This is a genomic window from Nocardia sp. NPDC001965 (assembly GCF_053594175.1).
In genome coordinates, this window is record NZ_JBSFDZ010000001.1 from 775,525 (window position 1) to 794,048 (window position 18,524).

Below are 18,524 nucleotides of genomic sequence, written 5' to 3' on the forward strand. Positions count from 1 at the left end.
CGGCGGACCATACCGGTCAACGGCAGCAGGACGCGCCCAAATCAGTCGTGCGGTACATAGTTAGGTATCCTGCGGAGTTCGCGCAAGTACCGAAGACGTTCGAGGGCACCCTGAACCGCGTTTTCACTCATTCCCGTATCGGAGAGCGCGATGTGCAGCCGAGCGGCGTCCACCCGATCGAGAGCCGCCAAGACCTCCGGCCGCAATTCCTCGCTCTTACCCGCCCAGGCTGCGAGGAAATCGGATTTCATCGGCACCTTCAGCGGATCGAGCGATTCGGGAAAAGCACGGCCGTGGTCGATGGCGAGCAGATCGAACGTACCGTCGGCGTGATACACGGTGCGGTAGTTCGCCGCGCGCCGGTCCAAATTGCCCATGATGTAGTCGAGCACGGCAACTTGCTGCTGGTGGCCGTCGTCGTACTCCGCGACCCCTCGCGCGGATCCCGACTCGACGAATTGCTGGATCATTCCTGGGCCGTCTGCGCTCTATCCGGCCCGCTCGTTCCTGCCGTCCGAGCCGTCGGGGGAATCCGGATGTTGGATCTCCCATCGGTCGAGCGCATCTTCCGAATGGAAGCGCTCGCGGCCTCGCGGACGTCTCTGCGCATATCACCGGTGAAATCGATATCGGTGGTCAACCGGCGTCCGGCCATGGTCGATTCGGCCGCATCCGTTCTGTAGCTCAGCATTTCGAGCCGATTCGGCCGCGAGGGAATTCCACCGCTCGGCACTTCCCAGAGAACGTGCATGCCGCCGCGATGCTCGAGCAGGTGCGCACCTTCACGCATCAAGTTACCGGTGGTCGGATACAGAAGCACCTGCGATTGCGCGATCCGTTCGGCTGTCTCCACAAGACCCACTGCCAAACGCCGCGAGACGGATTCGAGCAGGCCGGCCTGTCCCATCTTTCACATCCGGCAGCCGCGCACCGCACATTTCCGGAGTAGTGACGCTATGACACCACGGTCGACTCTTCTGCGCGGATTCGACGGCAACAACAACCAGGGCTGCATCGATCCAGCTTCGCACCGGCCAGGTCATCGTGCGACCGGGCGATGGAATCCGGCCGACCGAGTGAGGACCGGGACGGCACCGGGAACCTTGCCGCCATCACACCCGCTCACTAAAATGTGACCCACACCACATCAGAGCCAGCGGTCGCGCCCCCGGGCACGACGAACAGCCAGGGCGCGTCCGGATCGTTCCGGACAGCGCGGGGGCCGGGATGCCGATCCAGCAGGAGCAGAGCACGGCAGTACCAGGAGAACGATCATGTCCGGTTTGGTACGAAAGAATTTCGATTCACCAGAGGAGACCCGTCCGTTCGAAGGGAACAGCGGCAGGATCGACGTCGTCAACATCGACGCCGGTGTAGTGGGACGGGCGGTTTTCGAACCCGGCTGGCGCTGGTCGGAGCATGTCCGCCCGATTGCGCAGACCGACAGCTGCCAGGCGGCCCATACGGGATATTGCGTTTCGGGACATCTGATGGTCGCGATGGACGACGGCGAGAAACAGGAGTACGGACCCGGCGATTTCATGATCGTCCCGCCCGGGCACGACGCGTGGACGGTCGGCGACGAACCCTGCGTCATGATCGACTGGCAGGGGTCCGCGGACTACGCCCAACGGTGAACCTACCTGCGGTCCGGTCGACCGCCGCCGGTGACGGCACCGAGACCGGGGCTCGTCTCGGGGCCCCCGCCGGTCGCACCTACCGCCCCGGCAGTTCCCGCAGTAGCGCGGAGGAACGTCTTCGGATAAGACCGTCGGCATCGCCGGTTCACCACAGCCCACGCGACCCGACCCGGGCACGCCGGCATGCCCTCGGTATCTCAGCCGGCGGGCTGCTGGCTGCGAACACGCGGACCCGTATGCGCCGGCAGATGCTCGTAGCCGTGGAGGGTGAACAGCGGCCGCCGGACCGGCGGACCGGTCAACCGCAGATCCGGGAAGGTCTCGAACAGGCCGCGCAGGGCGTGCACCGCTTCCATCCGGGCTAGGCCCGCGCCGAGACATACGTGGATACCGCTGCTGAAGGACAGGTGGTTCTTGGCATTGTCGCGGGTGATATCGAAACGGGCCGGATCGGGGAACACCGCGGGGTCCCGGTTCGCTCCGGCCAGCGACAGCACCACGGTCGACCCCTCGCGCAGCCGGACACCGCCGATTTCCAGTGCGGTCCGCGTGGTCCGCCCGGTGGACTGCACCGGCGGGTCGATCCGCAGGATCTCCTCCACCGCGTTGGGCCAGAGCTCCGGTTCGGCGCGCAAGCGGTCCAGCTGATCGGGGTGGGCGAGCAGCCGGACGATGCCCTTGCCGATCAGGTTGACCGTGGTTTCGAAACCTGCCGCCATCAGCAGGGTCGCCGATGCGCACAGTTCGTGGGTGGACAGGTCGCCCGCGGTGACCAGACTGCTGAGCACATCGTCGCCGGGTTCGGCGCGCAGGCGTTCGATGTGCTCGATCAGGTACCGGTGCACCCGCTCGGAGGATTCCATCGCCCGCTGGTGCGTCCGCCAGGAAATGCCGAGATCAAGCAGCGGACTGATGTCGTCGCCCCAGCGCAGGAACATCTCCCGGTCGGCGTCCGGGAAACCGAGCATTTCCGAAATGATGGCGATGGGCAATTGCGCCGCGTACCGGGCCACCAGATCGGTGGGCCCGTTGTCGGGGAGGGCGGCGAGAAGTTCCGCGGTGACCGTCTCGATCCGGTCGCGCAGCCTGGCGACGGCGCGCGGAGTGAAGGCGGTGGTCACCGGTTTGCGCATGCGGGTGTGCTCGGGCTGATCGAGCACCAGCATCGACGGCGCGTCCACTGGATTCGGTGGCAGTGGCCGGCGTTCCAGTGCGCGTCTCAGTGGTGGCGGCGCACCGAACACGGTCGGGATGCCGACACCGAAACGGTTGTCGCGCAGTATTTCCCGAACGAGTTCGTGATCGAAGGCCGTCCAGACCGGCAGTGTCCGGCGCAGCCCGCCGTCCCCGCGCATCTCCTCGATCAGCGGATACGGGTTCTCGATTCCCTCGGCGCCGCAGTTCAACCGGGCGAACAGATCACCGCGCCGGAGCCGGACCTTCTTGAACAGGATGATCAACGCATGATTGTTGACCCAGCGATACACGTACTGCGGTTTCATCGAGCCCCTCCATCGTCGAACCGTCATACCCTTCGGACGTTACGGATATCACAGTCCACGCGGAGGCCGCCGGAGCGGATCTCCGGTCTGCCGCGGCGGGCCGAGCGCCGGCCGGGCCTGCGCGCGGCCGCGATCCGGCTCGGAGTGCACCGAATCGCCGGGGCCGGAACGAGATCGGCCTCGCGCACGCATGCTTCGTGGATCGCGCCGCGGCCGTTGTTATCTCGCGCCGGAAACCGGCACACGGACGAGGGTGACCGCGGCGCGGGCACCCGGCATACCGTCCGGCGCCCACCGGCCCCGCGGGCCCGGTTTCTCGACAGCGGTCGATGCCGAGGGTATGCATTAGCACGTGGGTAACCGCCGAGACCAGATCAAAAGCGTAGCCGCGGAGCTCTTCGTCGAGAACGGAGTGGCGGGCACCAGTGTCCGGGATATCGCCGAGGGCGTGGGCATGCTGTCCGGCAGTCTCTACCATCATTTCCCGTCCAAGGACGCGATCGCCTTCGCGATACTCAGCGATTTCCTCACGGATCTGAATGCCCGCTACCGATCGGTGCTCCCCCATGTCAACGGGATGCGTGAGGAGTTGCGCGCGCTGGTCCATTCGTCGATCGAGATCGCCGAGGCGCATCCGTACGCGACCGAGATCTACCAGAACGAGAAGGCCTATCACGGCCCCGGCGCACCCGACGAGATCGCCGACGCCGTCCGTGCGGCCCATACCTTCTGGATCGATGCGGCGACCCGGGCGAGTGCGTGCGGTGAACTCCGCGCCGGGCTGGATCCGGTGGAGTTCGCGCGGATGTTGCGCGAAAGCGTCTGGTGGTCGATTCGCTATCACCGGGACCACCTCGCCGAGCGGCGTGACGAGGTGACCGACACCGTGGTCGCGGCATTCGTCGACGGCGGCGCCGCCCCGGACGCGCGCGGCGACGGGCGCGGCGACGATCCGGCCCTCACCGATCGGCTGGACCGGATCGAGCGGCGGCTCGAAGAGTTGACGAACGCCCTGCTCAGCGATTCGTGAAGGGCCGGGCACCGGGCAACCCATTGACAGCCACAGTGGCGCAGGCCACACTATCGAGCATTCGCTTGGCTACTGCCAAGCGTTCGCTTGATTGGTGGTGGTCCCATGAGACGTGCCCGGGTTCTTGCCTGGGTACTGGCCGCGGCGCTGATGCCCGCGGCATGTGCCCAGGTCCGCGAACCGGTGGACGAATACATCGTCATCGGTATGGACGAGGATTCGACCGGGCCGGGAGCGTCCTATTCGACGATCGCCGGTGATACGGTCCGCGCCACGGTGGATCGGCTCAACGCCGAGGGCGGGATCGGCGGCAAACCGGTCCGGCTGGTCGTGGAGAACGACGAGAGCAGTCCGACGAATACGCCCTCGATCATCCGGAAGCTGGTCGACCAGGGCGCCTCCGCCGTCATCCTCGCGACCGGCAGCGGGTCGGCGCTGCAGGCCAAACAGATTTCGCAGTCCACCGAAGTCGTCACGATCGCCCCCACCGCGCTGACCGACGCGGTCGCCGGCCCGCCGGGCAACGAATTCGCGTACATGGTGCCCAATCCCCTGGCCCAGTACGCCGATGTCTACTGCGGCGCCTTCGCGGCCCAGGGCAAGAAGCGGCTCGGCGTACTCGCAGATTCCAGTCCCGCGATCGCCGGGATCCTGGCGACACTCTCCCCGAAGCTCAACGAGTGCGTCGACGTCGTCGGCACCCAGAAGGCCGCGGTGGACACCGCCGATCTCACCGCCGGGGTGAGCCGGCTTCTCGACAGCGATCCCGATGTGGTGCTCGTCGCCAGCGTCGGCGGGAATTTCGAACTGCTCGCGCAGAACACCGTCCACCGGCTGGCCCCCGGACTCCAGCGGTTCTCGCTGGCCTCGATCGGTAATCAACCGCAGTCGTGGAAGCTCGCCGCGCCCGGTTCGCTCGACGGCCTGATCTACATGGGGAGCCTGAGCGACGACAATCCACGCACCGCGGCCCTGCAGGACTGGTTGCGCACCGTGAAGGGACCCGACTACTCGCTGACTGCCTACGACGCCCAGGCCTACGATTCGGTGATGCTGCTCGCGCGGGCCATCGAACTCGCGGGCACCCACACCGATCGGCACCGCCTCAACGAGGCCGTGCAGCAGATCCGCGGTCTCCCGGCGAGTTTCGGCCAGGCGCCGCTCACCCTGTCGTTCACACCGGACGATCACATCGCTCCCGATTCGGCCTGCGGGCTGGTGCTCATCGAATTCGGCGCCCACAACGTTCCCACCGGCCCCTGGGCGGAGTACCAGCCGGAGTGCACACCGAAGGGGGCCGGTCGATGAGTGACCCGCAACTGTGGCTCGCCGCGGCCGAGATCGGCTGCTTCTTCGCCCTCGTCGCCCTGTCGATCTATCTGGTGGTGGTCGGCGCGTCGTTCTTCAACTTCGCCGCCGGCCCGTACGCGATGGCCGCCGCCCTGCTCGCCGGGTACGCGGCCGCGCACTGGGGAGTACCCATCCTGCTCGGTGCGCTGTCGGGAATCGCACTGGCAGTGGGTATATCGCTGCTGACCGAGCTCGTCGTGGTCCGGCCGGTGCAGCGGCGGTCGGGCGGAGCCGAACTCCCCGCCCTGGTCGCCGTCACCGCGACCTTGTTCGCCATCCAGCAACTGGCCGGCACGATCTTCGGCCGGACTCCGGTATCGGTGGCGAACCTGCTGCCGATACCCGACTTCCGGGTGGGCTCGGTATCGGTTCAGGGCACGACGGCCATCATCATCGCGGCCACCGCGATGGTGCTCCTCGCCACGGTCCTCTGGCTGCGAACCACCACCACAGGCCGGCTCCTGCGGGCCGTCGGGGACAATCGCGAAGCCGCCCGCATGATCGGCGTGAACGTCGGACGGGTCCGGCTGTGGGCGTTCGGTATCTCGGGAGCCGTCGCCGGGATCGCCGGGATCGTCTTCGCGGCCAAATCGGGCGCGCAGTTCACCAGCGGTCTGTCCTGGACACTCACCGGATTCCTCGCCCTCGTCGTCGGCGGCACCGGCAAACCATGGGCGCCGCTGATCGGCGGACTCGCGCTCGGCTGGGTCCAGGTGTTCGGCAGTTTCTATTTCGGGGCGACCGGGAGCTCGGTCGCGATATTCCTCGTCGCCCTCGTGTTCTTCGCCTTCCGGCCCGAAGGCCTGTTCCAGCGAAAGGTCCGGGTGTGATGACCGCCGCCGTGATCACGACCACCAGACCCGCCCTCCGCACCGTGGCCGGGGAACTGGGTATCTGCCTCGCCGTCGTCGCCGGGGTACTGCTCTGGATGGGTCCCAGCCTGTACCGCCAGGACCTCGTCTTCCTGGCCGCCACCTACGCGCTGGTCGCCCTGGGTATGTACCTGCCGTTCGTGCTGGCCGGCTCACTGTCCATGGCCTACAGCGCCTATGCCGCCATCGGCGCGTACGCGGTGGCCTACCTCTCGGTCGACCGGGGCCTGTCGCCCTGGTGGGGCTGGCTCGCCGGAGCACTCGTCGCCGGAGCGGTCGCCCTGGTGCTCGCGATATCGACCAGGAAACTGTCCGGCTTCTATCTGGCCGCGGTCACCCTGCTCTTCGCCATCGCATTCGAGCACTGGCTCGGCGACGCCGCCACGATCACCGGTGGCGCTTCGGGCATCTCGGGAATTCCGGTGCCGTCGCTGTTCGGCTGGGATCCGCCGCGTTACGCACAGGTGGTGGCGGCCGTCGTATTCGTCTGCGCGGTAGCGGTACTGATCGACCGGTTGCGCCGGTCCGCCTGGGGACTCTCGCTCTCGGCCGCCCGGGAGAACGCACCGGCGGTGCAGTCCACGGGCATCTCGCCGACACATCTGACCGTGGTGGCGCTCGCCGTCGGCGCGGCGATCGCCGCCACCGGCGGCGCCCTGTTCACCGTATCCGTCCAGGCGGTGACGCCGGAGACCTTCGGCTTGGACCTGGTGTTCCTCGCGATCTTCATGCCGATCATCGGCGGCCGCGGCTCGGCGTGGGGTGCTCCGCTCGGCGCACTGATCGTCGTGGGGGTCACGCTGAACATGCCCGGTTATCAAGGATCGGGTGAGTTGTTGCTGGCGGTGGTCGTACTGGCGGTCCTGCTGCTCGCACCCGGCGGCGTCATCGGCTGGACGCACCGGATCACCCGGCGACTGCGATCGTCCCGGAATCAGGACAGGAGATGACGACGATGTCCTCCCGCACTTCCCCGGCCCTGCTGTCGGTCACCGGGCTGAGCAAACACTACGGCGGTGTCACCGCGGTCGACGATGTGAGCTTCGAACTTCCCGCGGGCAGCGTCCTCGGCCTGGTGGGCCCCAACGGCGCCGGCAAGACCACGCTGGTCGACTGCATCGTCGGCACACAATCCCCCAGCGCGGGTGCGGTCGAACTGGCGGGCCGGATGCTGCGTCCGGGACCCGAGGTGCGGGCCCGGGCCGGACTCGCCCGCACCTTCCAGCATCCCCAGCTGGCACTGGAACTGACACCGGTCGAGAACATCGTGCCCGGTATCGTCGGCCGGTCCATCGGGTCCTACGGCGCCTCCGTGCGCGCCCTGCTGCGCGGTTTCGCCGGAACTCCCCGGGCCGTACTCGACAAGGCGGCGGCGGTCGCCCGGGAGTACGGAGTCACCACCGAGCCGATACCCACCGGCAGTCTCGGCCTCGGTTCCCAGCGGCTCGTCGAGATCGCCCGCGCGATGGCCGCCGAACCCCGGGTGCTGCTCCTGGACGAGCCGTTCGCCGGCTCCGATACCGAAGGGATCGCGGCGATCTCACACGCCGTCCGCCAGGTCCGTGCCGCGGGACGCTCGGTGGTGCTGATCGATCACAATGTCGATCTGATCGCCGAACTCGCCGATGCGGTGGTTCTGCTCGCCGACGGCGCGGTGGCCTTCACCGGCACCCCGCACGACTGTATGCGCAGCGCCGAGATGCGATCCGTCTACTTCGGCACCACTGCGACCGAGGAGGCTCGTTGATCACCACCCAGGGACTCACCGTCCGGTACGGCAGCGCGGTAGCGGTCCGTGATGTGGCACTCGAGGCGCGCGCCGGGGAGGTCACCGCCGTAGTGGGGCCCAACGGTGCGGGAAAGTCGAGTCTGCTCTCCGCCCTGTTCGGCAGCACACCGGCCACCGGCGCGGTGACCGTCGGCGGCACCGAGCTCGGCAGGGCTCCGGCGCAGCAGCGGCTGCGCGCCGGAATCGCGTTCGTTCCACAGGGACGGCAACTGTTCCCGCGACTCACCGTGCGGGAGAACCTGGAGATCGGGGCGCGGCTGCTCGGTGCCCGGAACGACGCTCTCGGTCCGGCGTTCGAACGGTTCCCGATCCTCGCGACCCGCTCGCGGCAACTCGCCGGCGTCCTCTCCGGCGGCGAACAACAGATGCTGCTGCTGGCCCGGGCGCTGCTGGGCACACCGCGCGCACTGCTGCTCGACGAGATGACCACCGGGCTCTCGCCCAAGATCTCCGGGGAGCTCCTCGACCACGTCCGCGAACTGGCGGATTCGGGGATCACCGTCCTCGTCGCCGAACCGGCACTGCACCGGGTGTCCCGGATCGTCGACCGCGGATACGTCATGATCCGCGGATCCCTGTCGGAACCGGAGAACGGCGCCGACGATCTCGCCACCGCCTACCGGGCATCCATGGGGATGCTCGAGGAAGCCCTGTGATGCCAGGAACGCACCGAGCCGATATCGCCGGGTTCACCGCGGACCCGGAGGCATTCACCGGCTACTCCGTCAGTGATCTGGTCCGGCAGTGGGCGACTACCCGCGGCGGCGATCCCGCCTATATCAGTCCGTCCGGGACCACCACCTGGGCCGGATACGACCGGCTCGCCGACCGGGTCGGCGCGGCGCTGCGTGCGCTCGGGAACGTTCCCGCGGCGGCGGTGTATCTGCCCGATACAGTGGAGTTCCATGCCGCGCTGGTCGGCGCCTATCGGGCCGGGGTACTGGCCGTCGCCGTCGGGGCGCGGTCCGGGCCGGCGGAACTCGCTCATCTCATGTCCGCGTCCGGTGCGACCGTACTGGTGACCACCAGCGACAACCGGGGGCGTGCGGTCTCGGACCTGCTACGCGAACTGGGTACGCGCGACGCCACTCCCGGCCATCTCGTGCTGATCGACGGTACCGGCGTCACCACGGTCAGCACCGGCGTGACCGAACCCGGCCAGAGCGCCCCCGGGAGTGCGCCGGAATTCTCGGTGGACGACATCTGTCTGCTGAACAGCACCTCGGGGACCACCGGCCGGCCGAAACTGGTCATGCAGACGCAGCGGAGGTGGAACGCTTTCGCGGCGATCGCCTGCCGTAATGCCGCCATGCACCCGCAGGAGGTCGTTGCCGCGTTCGTTCCCGCGCCGTTCGGTTTCGGGCTCTGGACCTCGCATTTCCTGCCCGCGTTGCTCGGCCGCCCGGCGTTGGTGATGCAGCGGTTCGATCCCGCGATCGCCATCGACCTGATGGCCGAGCACCGGGCGACGATCCTCGCCTGTGTCAGTACTCAATTCCGGATGATGCTGCAACTGCCGGACCGGGCGGTGGCGCGCGCCGACGCGTTGCGGGTCATGTTCACCGGCGGAGAAGCCGTACCCTACGCCGAGGCAGCGCGTTTCGAAGAAGCCACGGGCGCGCTGGTCCTGCAGTTCTACGGTTCGAACGAAACCGGGGCCGCGAGCGCCACCACAATCGGCGACGACCGAGAGACCCGGCTCGGCACCGGCGGACATCTCATCGGCGCGATGAACGTCCGGATCCTCGACGACGGCACGGGCGACGGCGGCCCGGGTGTCCGGCGTGGGCAACCGGCGGTGCGTGGACCCCTCATGTCCCCCGGGTATTGGAACGACGACGCGGCGAACGCCGAACTGTTCACCGAGGACGGGTGGATCCTGCTCGGCGATATCGTCGAGGTCGATGCCACCGACCGGTTACGGGTGGTGGGCCGGCTGGCGGATCTGATCATTCGCGGCGGCAAGAACATCTCCGCGCTCGAGGTGGAGGATTTCGTCCGGGAACACCCGTCGGTGCAGATGGTCGCCGCGGTCGGGGTGCCGGACCCGATCTTCGGCGAACGGCTGTGTGCGGCGGTCACCTTGGCCCAGGGTTGCGATCGGCTGACACTCGCGGAGTTGAACGCGTGGCTCCGAGCGCAGGGGATCACCCGGGAGTACCTACCGGAACGGCTGCGAGTATTCGACCGGATGCCGCTGGCGCCGGGCGGGAAGATCGCGAAGGCACAGGTCAAGCAGATGATCGAACTCGGCGAAGGAGACGACGATGGGTGACGATACGACCGGCGGCGACCTCGGCGGCCGCACCGCGATCGTGACCGGTGCCGCGCGCGGGCAGGGTCGCGCCGTGGCGCGGATGCTCGCCCGGCGCGGTGCCACGATCCGGATCACCGATCTCTGCGCGCCCGGTGACACCGCCCCCTACCCGCTGGCGACACGGGACGATCTCGCCGAAACGGCCCGGCTGATCGAGAGCGACGGCGGCGTATGCCACGCGTCCGTCCTCGACGTCCGGGACTCCGCTGCCGTGACATCCTTCGCCGACGCCGTCGCCGCGGAGTCCGGCGGTATCGACGTGCTCGTCACCTGCGCCGGCATCGTCGGATTCGCCCCGGTCACCGAACTCACCGACGCCATGTGGGCCGATATGCTCGCCACGAACCTGACCGGGACCTTCGACTGCGTCCGGGCGGTACTACCCCATATGCGCACCGCCGGATCGGGCCGGATCGTCGCCATCTCGTCGATGAGCGGCCGCCAGGGAACCCCGAACCTCGCCCACTACTCCGCGTCCAAATGGGGCGTGATCGGCCTGATCAAATCCGTCGCTCTCGAGTACGCGGATCGCGGTGTGACAGCCAATGTCGTGTGCCCCACCAATGTGGATACGCCGATGCTGCACAATCCGGCCCTGTATTCGCTGTTCGCTCCCGATCTCGACAACCCCGCACGCGAAGACGTCGAGGAACGCTACGCGCGGATGAGCCCCATGCGGATCCCGTGGTGCCCACCGGAAGCGATCGCCGATGCGGTCGGCCATCTCGTCGGTGGATCCGGGCGATATGTCACCGGATCGGTTCTGGACGTGGGGCTCGGAGTGACCGCTCGGATGCCGTGACACCGGTCCGCACCGAACCACGGCCGGTCCGGCGCGGCCGCCCCGCTCGCTCGGCGCCGGGCGAGGCTCCGGCGACCCACCGGGTCCCGATGGGCAAGCCGCGGCCCCGAGCTGTCGGGCGGCATCGATAGTCTGCCCGAATGGTCAAAACGGATCCGGCGCTGCGGCGGCTGCTGCGCGACACCGCAAAGTTGCTACAGCCGTACGGTTTCGACGGCACCGAGGCGCCCTGGGTGCGGGTCGAGCCGGACGGTGTCGCGTCCGTCGGCCGGACCAGGGTGTCGCGCACCTGGGCCGACGGTCGGCAGGTCCTGAAATTCGGCCTGCATCTCGATGCCACCCCACGGGCGTGGTGGGAATTCGGCAACTGGCGCAATGCGCAGCACGGACTGCCGCCGATACCGCTGGAGAAGGCGAGCGGCCCGGATCTGATCGACGATCACGGCCTACCGGAGGAACTCACCCGCCCCTGGTCGCTCCGGGTCGATCCCGACCAACCGGGCGGGCACGCACTGCAGGCCGATATCGACACCATCCGCGCCGAGATGCCCCGGCGCGTCCACGCCTACGCGCGCCGGGCGATCGCGCTGAGCGATCCCGACCGCTATCTCGACGAACTCCTGGCACAACCGGGCGAGCGGATCGGAACGCGCGAGGCGATCGTCGTCCTGCTCGCCGACCGCGGTCCGGGGCCCGAACTCGACGAGGCGATCCACCGGCTCCGGTCCTGTTCCGGGCACCGAGCGGCCTCTCCCTTCGCCGAAGAGGTCATCGCGTTCGCCCGGATCCGGTCCGTCGCCGTCGTCTGACCCGGGACCGCATCGGTCCCGCCGGGAAGACGGGGAAGACCGCATCCGCGACGGGCGGAATTTCCCGCCCACGGGAAAGGAACCGCGGTCAGCGACGGAACACCCGTCGTATCCGCGCGCGGACCCGGGCGAGTCGCGATTCCGGCTCCGCGAGCTCGACGGCCTCCTCGGCGGCCACCGCCTGCGCGAACCGGACGTGCAACTGTTCACGGACCTCGTCCGGGGTGTAGGCGCGGCGGCGGCGTTCGGCACGCACCACCACCACACCGGTGGCCACGACACCGGCCGCTCCCGCCAAACCCAATACCTTCCACCACCTCATAGCGCATAGGCTACTTCCATGGCGGGTGCGGATCTCGATCTCGACCGGGCTGTCGAGATCACCAGGACTGGCGATATCTGGTTGTTCCGTGGGCACTCCACGGCCGACCGGATGATCCGGATGACGACCAACAGTCCGGTCAACCACGTGGGTATGTCGGTGGTGATCGACGATCTGCCCGCGCTGATCTGGCATGCGGAACTCGGGCGGTCGCTACCGGATATGTGGTCGGGCAACGCACATCGCGGTGCCCAGTTACACAATCTTCGCGACGCGGTGATGGTCTGGGCGAACCGGTACGGCCAGCAGGCCTGGCTGCGCCAGCTGGAGCCGCCCGCCACCCGGGAGATGGAGGACGGCATGCTGCGCACGATCGCGCGGCTCGACGGCACCCCCTTCCCGTCGACGGCGGCACTGGCCGGACGCTGGTTCCGGGGCCGGGTCAGGCTGCCACGCCGCCGCTCACGCCCACCGGCTGCCCGGGAGGTGGAGAACGCCTACTGCGCGGAGATCGTAGCGGCCACCTACCAGGCGATGGGACTGCTACCGGATACCCGCAGCCCCGACTGGTACGACCCGGGCCGATTCTGGAGCGGAGATCGGCTGCGGCTCGACGGCGGTCATACGCTCAGCGGCGAGATCGCCGTACACGCACCGTCCGACCCGGCGAACTGATCGCCGCCGGGAACGGCCGGCCGCACGCGGACAGTTCCGGGTACTAGCCGGCGGCGCGCTGATAGGCATCCAGCACGACACCGGGGATACGGCCGCGGTCGGGAACCTCGTGCCCGTTGCGCCGAGCCCACTCCCGCACCGCTTTCGCCGAATGCGGCCGGTCCGCTACTTGCCCCTTCACCCGGCGCGGCTTGCCGACTCTGCGCGCGAACGGTACCCACTTGTCCAGGGCGGCGCGGAACTCTCGCGCGTTCGCCTCGGAGAGATCTATTTCGTACAGCAGTCCGTCGACGCCGAACGACACCGTCTCCGCCGCTACGGATTCGCCGTCCAGATCATCGACCATCGTGACAACTACTCTGCGCGCCACACCCACGTCCCTTCACTCACTACACCACCGGCCGACCCGGCACGCGACACCGTACTGGCCTCACCCCGGAATACCGCCTCAGAAACGCTGAGAAACCAATGAGAAAGAGGCACTTGGACTCTCGTCCGACAACCCGCGACCGCGACGGCACCCCGGAACCGGTGGGCGGTGACCCCGGGAAGAGGGCGTCGGCAGCGATTCCACGAGCGGTCACGATGGCCACCACCTCGGCATATGCCGACGGGTGATCGATCCCGGATCTGGTTCGGCACCGCCGCCGATCAGATCGTGGGCCGGCCGCCGGTATTCGGGCAGACCTGCCCTGTCAGGAACCGGAACATCCGGTCGGCGGCTTCGTGCGCGGTGTGCCCGTCCCACACCACCGGCACCGGCCGTTCGGGAATCCGGAAGAGCGCCCAGTGCCGCAGCCGGTAGTGGTTGGCGATCTGGCCGGTCGGCAACGTCGCATAGACGACGAACCAACCACCACCGAAACAGAGTTCATTGTCGCTGTGCCGGATGCTCTTGTGGACGTCGTACCGGCCGGCGGCCGCCCATTCGTTGAACACGAGCGCGTTGTACAACATCCGGTAGCGGTACAGCTCGGCGAAGGTGTGTACGCCGTCGCTGGTGTTCTCGTCGGTCTCGCTGTGCACGCCGCCTCCCGGTGATCACTCCGATAATCGGACGGGTACCCGGTCCCGCTACCATTCGACGCGATGCACATCGACTCGATGCTCGATTCGCTGGACGGACTCTCGGTGGGAGACGCACTGGGACAGCAGTTCCCGGTCATGCGCCGGTCCCTCGCCGACCTCCGGGCCGGTGATCTGCCCACCGAGCGGCCGTGGGCGTGGACCGACGACACCGAGATGGCGTGCAGTGTCGTCACCGAACTGCTCCGCAACGGTGCGATCGACCAGGACCGGCTGGCCGCCGGGTTCGCACGCCGGTTCCAGCCGCACCGCGACTACGGATTCAACACGGTCGGGGTGCTGCGCCGGATCGGTGCCGGTGCGCACTGGCGAGATGTGGCCGGCGCCGCATTCGAGGACCAGGGATCGTGCGGCAACGGCGCGGCCATGCGGGTCGCTCCGCTGGGCGCCTTCTACGCGGACGATCCGGCGACGGCGGCCGCCGAGGCGGCCAGGTCGGCGGAGGTCACCCATACGCATCCGGAGGGGATCGCCGGCGCGGTGGCGGTCGCCGTCGCCGCGGCGGTCGCCGCCCGGTCCGGCGCGGCCGGAACCCGGCCCGCACCGGCGGAATTCATCGATTCCGTCCTCGGCCATCTCGGCGACAGCACGACCCGCGGATCGATCCGCCGGGCCCGCGCACTGCTTGGCGCCTCCACTCGGGAAGCAGCCGACGAACTCGGCAACGGTTCCCGGGTGACCGCCCAGGACACAGTTCCGTTCACGATATGGGTAGCGGCGACACATCTCGGTGACTATCCGGCCGCGATCACCGCCTGTATCGAAGCGGACGGGGATATCGACACCACCGGTGCCATCGCCGGCGGAATAGTCGCCGCCCACACCGGACGGCGGGCGGGAACCGGGATACCGCAACGGTGGCTGGCCGCGCGCGAACCGTTACCCGGCTGGTTCGATCCGGACCGGCGGCCGCCCCGGCCCCGGGGGTTCGGACGGGTGCGCCGCTGGTTGTCCGGCGCCTGACGCCGAAGCGCGCGGACGGCCCGCCGACAGTCACCGACTGTCGGCGCGGGCGGCAGGTTCAGTGGATATGGTCCTGCCAGTCCGCCGGAACCCGGTCCTGCGGTCCGGGCACGGTCTGGGTACGCGGGTGATCCCGGGGCGGCGCGAGTTCCGGTCCCGCACCGAACATCTCATCGGATCGGTAGTCCCAGAACCACTCCTCCCCCGGTTCGAAGCTCTGCACGAACGGATGACCGGTCGCCGTGAAATGCGCGGTGGCGTGCTGAGCGGGCGACGAATCGCAGCATCCGATATGCCCGCACTGCGCGCAGCGCCGCAGATGTACCCACCAGCCCTGCGCTTTTTCACATTCCACACATCCGGGGCCGCTGGGCGGCACGGACGGGTCGATGCCCTCGATGGCCTGAGACATGTTCAACCTCCGCAGCTCTGGACGAACCGTACGACAACGGACCACGACAGCGCGGGTAGCGCGGGATCGACCGCGAGGTGTGCGCGCACCGTACCGGCCACGAACCGGACCTTACCGCGTCCCCTCGGCTTCGATCGAAGCCGCCGCGCAGGATAATCGCCCATCGTGGGCGGTCAGCCGGGCAGCCCGGCGTCCAGGCCGGTCAGATAGTCGCGCCCGTAGCGACCGTTCTCCAGTGTCTCGAGCAGCGGCACCGGTAGATCCCGCGCTTTGGCGGCGCCGCTCTTGTCGCTGTCGAGCCGGATCCGGCAGAGGAATTCCTCTCCGTCACCGACGGAGAGCACGGTGTAGGCGCCGGGGCGGATCCCCACGTGCCGTGGGTGCTGCACATATCCGATCAGCGTGTTGTGGTCCGCCACGAATTCGGCATCCGCGTATTCGAATCCCCCACACGATCGGCGCTCTGCCGGTGACCGTGGCCCGTGCCTGCGGGCATGATGCCGCCTACCTGCCCAGGTTGTCGATGCGTCGCATCGCCGACCTATACCCGGGCCAGGACAAGACCGACGCCCGCGATGCCCACATCGTCGCTGATGCCGCCCGCGCCATGCCGCACACGTTGCGCCGGGTCGATGTCGGTGATGACGCCCTGACCGAGCTCGGCGTTCTGGCCGGGTTCGATGACGATTTGGCCGGTGAGGCGACCCGCACCAGCAACCGCATCCGCGGCCTGCTCACCGGCGTCTTCGGCTCTCGAACGCGTCCTCGGTCCGAGGATCGCGCATCCAGCGGTGCTGGAAATTCTGTCGCGCTGCGGCGGCCCAGAGGGGATCCGGGCCGCCGGGCGGCGCACACTCACCGCCATCGCGACCAAACACGCACCCCACATGGGCGCCCGGCTGGTCGAGGAGATCCTGGCCGATCCGGCAACCACAAACTCAAACGAGCCTTGCTTCTATCCGCATTCGCCGCTCTGCACGACCCGGCCGGCCGCACTTACTACAACCGCAAACGCGCCGAGGGCAAGAAACACAACGCCGCCCTCATCTGCCTGGCCCGAAGACGCTGCGACGTCCTGTTCGCCATGCTCGAAACCAAACAGCCATACCGGGCACCGCAACCAGCCGCATGATGATCGAGACCGCTCGATAGTCTGCGACGGTGACCAGCCCAGCACCGTTCGAGGAATCCGAATCGCTGAGACTGGCGCGGCCGTTTCTCGGCCGGGCGGTCGATCTCTTGATCGACCGCCCCTACGGGAGCCGCCACCCGACCTGCGGATTTCTCTATCTGGCGAACTATGGCTATGTCCCCGGCACACTCGCGCCCGACGGTGAGGAACTCGACGCCTACTATCTCGGCCCTTCCGAACCGGTGACCTCAGCACACGGCACATGCATCGCGATCGTCCACCGGTTCCACGACGATGACGACAAACTCATCGTCGTTCCCAACCCCGCCACGGCACTCGACGACGCGGCCATCGCCGCGGCGATCGAATTCCAGGAGACCGCCGGGCACTACACCGTCATCAGGCACTGACCCTGCCGCTGCCCTTGACGAAAACCATAGGGACACCCCTCTTCACCGGCCATTCTGCATGTTACGCGGACGGTAGTCGAGCGGATTCGCACGCCACCCGGCGCCGCCCGGACCAGGGCAGAACACGGGCCGGATCCAGCCCAGGGCAAGCCGGTTCGTCGCAGCCGCCTCGGCCGGCGGAACGCCGGCGCAGCGCGGCCGGACAGCGCCGCCGTTCAGCTGTGCAGGACTTCCGACGGCGGACGGCCGTAGTGATCGCGGTAGGCGATGGCGAAGCGGCCCGGATGGGCGAACCCCCACCGGTGAGCGATGGTGGCGACCGTCTGCCCGTCCCCGGCCGCCGCGGCACGCAGCTCGTCGTGGGCGCCGGCCAAGCGCAGCCGTCGCAGATAGCGCAACGGAGTGGTGCCGAGATGGCGCCGGAACGCCAGCTGCAGCGCCCGCGGTGTCACAAAAGCCGCCGCCGCGACCTCGGTGATCGTCACATCCTCGTGCAGATGGGATTCCAGGTAGGCGACGGCGCGGCGCACCGTTTCCGGGTGGGCGTCACGGCGGTCGGCGGCGGCGGGTTCGGTCACCGCCGTCGTGGGCATGGTCGCGAGTACGGTCGCGGCCAGGTAATCGGCGCCGGTGGCCGCCAGCAGCGGGCTCGCGGCGGTGGCCGGGTCGGTGGCGACCCGCTGCAGGTGGGTGATCACGGCGGTGAGCTGCCGGTTCGCGGTAGGACTCACGGGGCGGTGCCCACTGATACGGATGGGCTGCTGCGCCGGGCCGCCCGTGGCCGCGAGACGGTCCAGCAGTTCCGGCTCGAACATGGTGATGTCGTAGCGAGAGGACCGGACCACTCCGGAATACGGAAGATCGTGCGGGGTGAGCAGACCGGAATCGCCGGGAGCGAAGATATCTCGGCCGACCTCGCGGAAGTCCTCCTCTACCGTTCCGGAATGTACCGTGATCAGGCAGATCTTGTTCAGTGGGTCGGCGTCGTAGGCCATATCGAAGCCCAGCTCGAGTCGATCCAGGCTGACCGGACCGAGTAGGTCGCGGCGGATGCGGGTACGCGCACCCCGGGGACTGTCGTTGCCGATCTGCATCCGGGTGTAGGCGCTGTTGAGGAACTCCTCGGTGGCCCCGAGGTCCTCGCTGTCGAAAAACAGACTCCGCATGACCCGCCTCTCCGGTCGGCTCCGACCGACACCGCTCCGCTGAAATGTGGAACGGTTGCAATTCTCTTCTACGAGACCACGGGCGCTCGCCTGGATCAACCGCACCGGTGAACGCGCTGGTCCGCGCGACACGGTGGCGCCGCGCGGATGTCCCGGACGGATACTTGCCGCCGCCATTGTGTGCGGCCGGCCCGATGCGAGCCCGCCGCGCTCCCACTCCCGGTCCGGAAAACGAAGCTCACCGTCG

22 protein-coding genes and 1 pseudogene are annotated in these 18,524 nt (G+C 68.3%); 14 read left to right on the forward strand and 9 right to left on the reverse strand.

All coding sequences use genetic code 11. The features are described from left to right. Window positions 1–41: 41 nt before the first annotated feature. Window positions 42–470: a hypothetical protein gene (locus ACWCPQ_RS03515; protein WP_449894189.1), complete on the reverse strand. Its 429-nt coding sequence runs from the start codon at window positions 468–470 to the stop codon at window positions 42–44. Continuing rightward, window positions 467–907 (reverse strand): hypothetical protein, encoded by a 441-nt coding sequence (locus ACWCPQ_RS03520; protein WP_449894191.1) that lies wholly within the window; start codon window positions 905–907, stop codon window positions 467–469. Before ACWCPQ_RS03520 ends, ACWCPQ_RS03515 begins: the two co-directional genes overlap by 4 nt. Window positions 908–1,274: 367 nt before the next feature. Here ACWCPQ_RS03520 and ACWCPQ_RS03525 point away from each other — a divergent pair, with 367 nt between their 5' ends. Next, a complete protein-coding gene (locus ACWCPQ_RS03525) occupies window positions 1,275–1,637 on the forward strand; it encodes a cupin domain-containing protein (RefSeq protein ID WP_449894193.1) in 363 nt (120 codons plus the stop codon). Between the two features lie 200 nt (window positions 1,638–1,837). On the opposite strand, the gene ACWCPQ_RS03530 is transcribed toward ACWCPQ_RS03525, so the two are convergent. Next, on the reverse strand, window positions 1,838–3,142 hold the full coding sequence (locus ACWCPQ_RS03530) for a cytochrome P450 (protein WP_449894195.1): 1,305 nt from the start codon (window positions 3,140–3,142) through the stop codon (window positions 1,838–1,840). A 352-nt stretch (window positions 3,143–3,494) separates the two neighbouring features. Between ACWCPQ_RS03530 and ACWCPQ_RS03535 the strand changes: the two genes are divergently transcribed. The 9 genes from ACWCPQ_RS03535 to ACWCPQ_RS03575 all read left to right on the forward strand — a co-directional run bounded on the left by ACWCPQ_RS03535 (window position 3,495) and on the right by ACWCPQ_RS03575 (window position 12,111). After that, entirely contained in the window at window positions 3,495–4,172 is a 678-nt protein-coding gene (locus tag ACWCPQ_RS03535) for a TetR/AcrR family transcriptional regulator (protein WP_449894197.1), read from the forward strand. A 105-nt stretch (window positions 4,173–4,277) separates the two neighbouring features. Beyond that, the gene (locus tag ACWCPQ_RS03540; RefSeq protein WP_449894199.1) at window positions 4,278–5,480 is read left to right on the forward strand and encodes an ABC transporter substrate-binding protein; all 1,203 of its coding nucleotides are present in this window, start codon (window positions 4,278–4,280) and stop codon (window positions 5,478–5,480) included. Further along, entirely contained in the window at window positions 5,477–6,352 is an 876-nt protein-coding gene (locus tag ACWCPQ_RS03545) for a branched-chain amino acid ABC transporter permease (protein ID WP_449894201.1), read from the forward strand. Before ACWCPQ_RS03540 ends, ACWCPQ_RS03545 begins: the two co-directional genes overlap by 4 nt. Continuing rightward, complete coding sequence (locus tag ACWCPQ_RS03550; RefSeq protein WP_449894203.1) at window positions 6,352–7,344, forward strand: branched-chain amino acid ABC transporter permease; 993 nt, start codon at window positions 6,352–6,354, stop codon at window positions 7,342–7,344. The genes ACWCPQ_RS03545 and ACWCPQ_RS03550 overlap by 1 nt, the downstream gene beginning before the upstream one ends. Further along, entirely contained in the window at window positions 7,341–8,141 is an 801-nt protein-coding gene (locus ACWCPQ_RS03555; protein WP_449894205.1) for an ABC transporter ATP-binding protein, read from the forward strand. Before ACWCPQ_RS03550 ends, ACWCPQ_RS03555 begins: the two co-directional genes overlap by 4 nt. Next, window positions 8,138–8,839: an ABC transporter ATP-binding protein gene (locus tag ACWCPQ_RS03560; RefSeq protein ID WP_449894207.1), complete on the forward strand. Its 702-nt coding sequence runs from the start codon at window positions 8,138–8,140 to the stop codon at window positions 8,837–8,839. Before ACWCPQ_RS03555 ends, ACWCPQ_RS03560 begins: the two co-directional genes overlap by 4 nt. After that, a complete protein-coding gene (locus ACWCPQ_RS03565; RefSeq protein ID WP_449894209.1) occupies window positions 8,839–10,458 on the forward strand; it encodes a class I adenylate-forming enzyme family protein in 1,620 nt (539 codons plus the stop codon). Before ACWCPQ_RS03560 ends, ACWCPQ_RS03565 begins: the two co-directional genes overlap by 1 nt. Beyond that, window positions 10,451–11,302: a mycofactocin-coupled SDR family oxidoreductase gene (locus ACWCPQ_RS03570; RefSeq protein WP_449894211.1), complete on the forward strand. Its 852-nt coding sequence runs from the start codon at window positions 10,451–10,453 to the stop codon at window positions 11,300–11,302. Before ACWCPQ_RS03565 ends, ACWCPQ_RS03570 begins: the two co-directional genes overlap by 8 nt. Window positions 11,303–11,442: 140 nt before the next feature. Continuing rightward, window positions 11,443–12,111 (forward strand): hypothetical protein, encoded by a 669-nt coding sequence (locus tag ACWCPQ_RS03575; RefSeq protein ID WP_449894213.1) that lies wholly within the window; start codon window positions 11,443–11,445, stop codon window positions 12,109–12,111. 88 nt (window positions 12,112–12,199) lie between these two features. On the opposite strand, the gene ACWCPQ_RS03580 is transcribed toward ACWCPQ_RS03575, so the two are convergent. Beyond that, window positions 12,200–12,433: a hypothetical protein gene (locus tag ACWCPQ_RS03580; protein WP_449894214.1), complete on the reverse strand. Its 234-nt coding sequence runs from the start codon at window positions 12,431–12,433 to the stop codon at window positions 12,200–12,202. 18 nt (window positions 12,434–12,451) lie between these two features. Between ACWCPQ_RS03580 and ACWCPQ_RS03585 the strand changes: the two genes are divergently transcribed. After that, window positions 12,452–13,108, forward strand: coding sequence for a hypothetical protein (locus ACWCPQ_RS03585; RefSeq protein WP_449894216.1), 657 nt, complete (start codon window positions 12,452–12,454; stop codon window positions 13,106–13,108). 43 nt (window positions 13,109–13,151) lie between these two features. Here ACWCPQ_RS03585 and ACWCPQ_RS03590 read toward each other — a convergent pair whose 3' ends face one another. Together ACWCPQ_RS03590 and ACWCPQ_RS03595 are read right to left on the reverse strand one after the other, a co-directional pair. Continuing rightward, the gene (locus tag ACWCPQ_RS03590) at window positions 13,152–13,478 is read right to left on the reverse strand and encodes a histone-like nucleoid-structuring protein Lsr2 (protein ID WP_449894218.1); all 327 of its coding nucleotides are present in this window, start codon (window positions 13,476–13,478) and stop codon (window positions 13,152–13,154) included. Window positions 13,479–13,759: 281 nt separating this feature from the next. Then, window positions 13,760–14,134, reverse strand: a complete 375-nt coding sequence (locus ACWCPQ_RS03595; RefSeq protein WP_449894220.1) for a WDGH domain-containing protein — start codon at window positions 14,132–14,134, stop codon at window positions 13,760–13,762. Window positions 14,135–14,197: 63 nt separating this feature from the next. Between ACWCPQ_RS03595 and ACWCPQ_RS03600 the strand changes: the two genes are divergently transcribed. Continuing rightward, complete coding sequence (locus ACWCPQ_RS03600) at window positions 14,198–15,157, forward strand: ADP-ribosylglycohydrolase family protein (protein WP_449894222.1); 960 nt, start codon at window positions 14,198–14,200, stop codon at window positions 15,155–15,157. A 58-nt stretch (window positions 15,158–15,215) separates the two neighbouring features. On the opposite strand, the gene ACWCPQ_RS03605 is transcribed toward ACWCPQ_RS03600, so the two are convergent. After that, window positions 15,216–15,569: a UBP-type zinc finger domain-containing protein gene (locus ACWCPQ_RS03605; protein WP_449894224.1), complete on the reverse strand. Its 354-nt coding sequence runs from the start codon at window positions 15,567–15,569 to the stop codon at window positions 15,216–15,218. Between the two features lie 173 nt (window positions 15,570–15,742). Further along, window positions 15,743–15,988: a hypothetical protein gene (locus ACWCPQ_RS03610; protein WP_449894435.1), complete on the reverse strand. Its 246-nt coding sequence runs from the start codon at window positions 15,986–15,988 to the stop codon at window positions 15,743–15,745. Window positions 15,989–16,014: 26 nt separating this feature from the next. Between ACWCPQ_RS03610 and ACWCPQ_RS03615 the strand changes: the two are divergent. Continuing rightward, window positions 16,015–16,701, forward strand: a pseudogene (locus ACWCPQ_RS03615) (IS110 family transposase); the annotation flags it as partial. 29 nt (window positions 16,702–16,730) lie between these two features. Further along, window positions 16,731–17,111: an inorganic diphosphatase gene (locus tag ACWCPQ_RS03620; RefSeq protein WP_449894226.1), complete on the forward strand. Its 381-nt coding sequence runs from the start codon at window positions 16,731–16,733 to the stop codon at window positions 17,109–17,111. Between the two features lie 215 nt (window positions 17,112–17,326). Here ACWCPQ_RS03620 and ACWCPQ_RS03625 read toward each other — a convergent pair whose 3' ends face one another. Further along, entirely contained in the window at window positions 17,327–18,277 is a 951-nt protein-coding gene (locus ACWCPQ_RS03625; protein WP_449894228.1) for a helix-turn-helix transcriptional regulator, read from the reverse strand. Window positions 18,278–18,524: the final 247 nt, after the last annotated feature.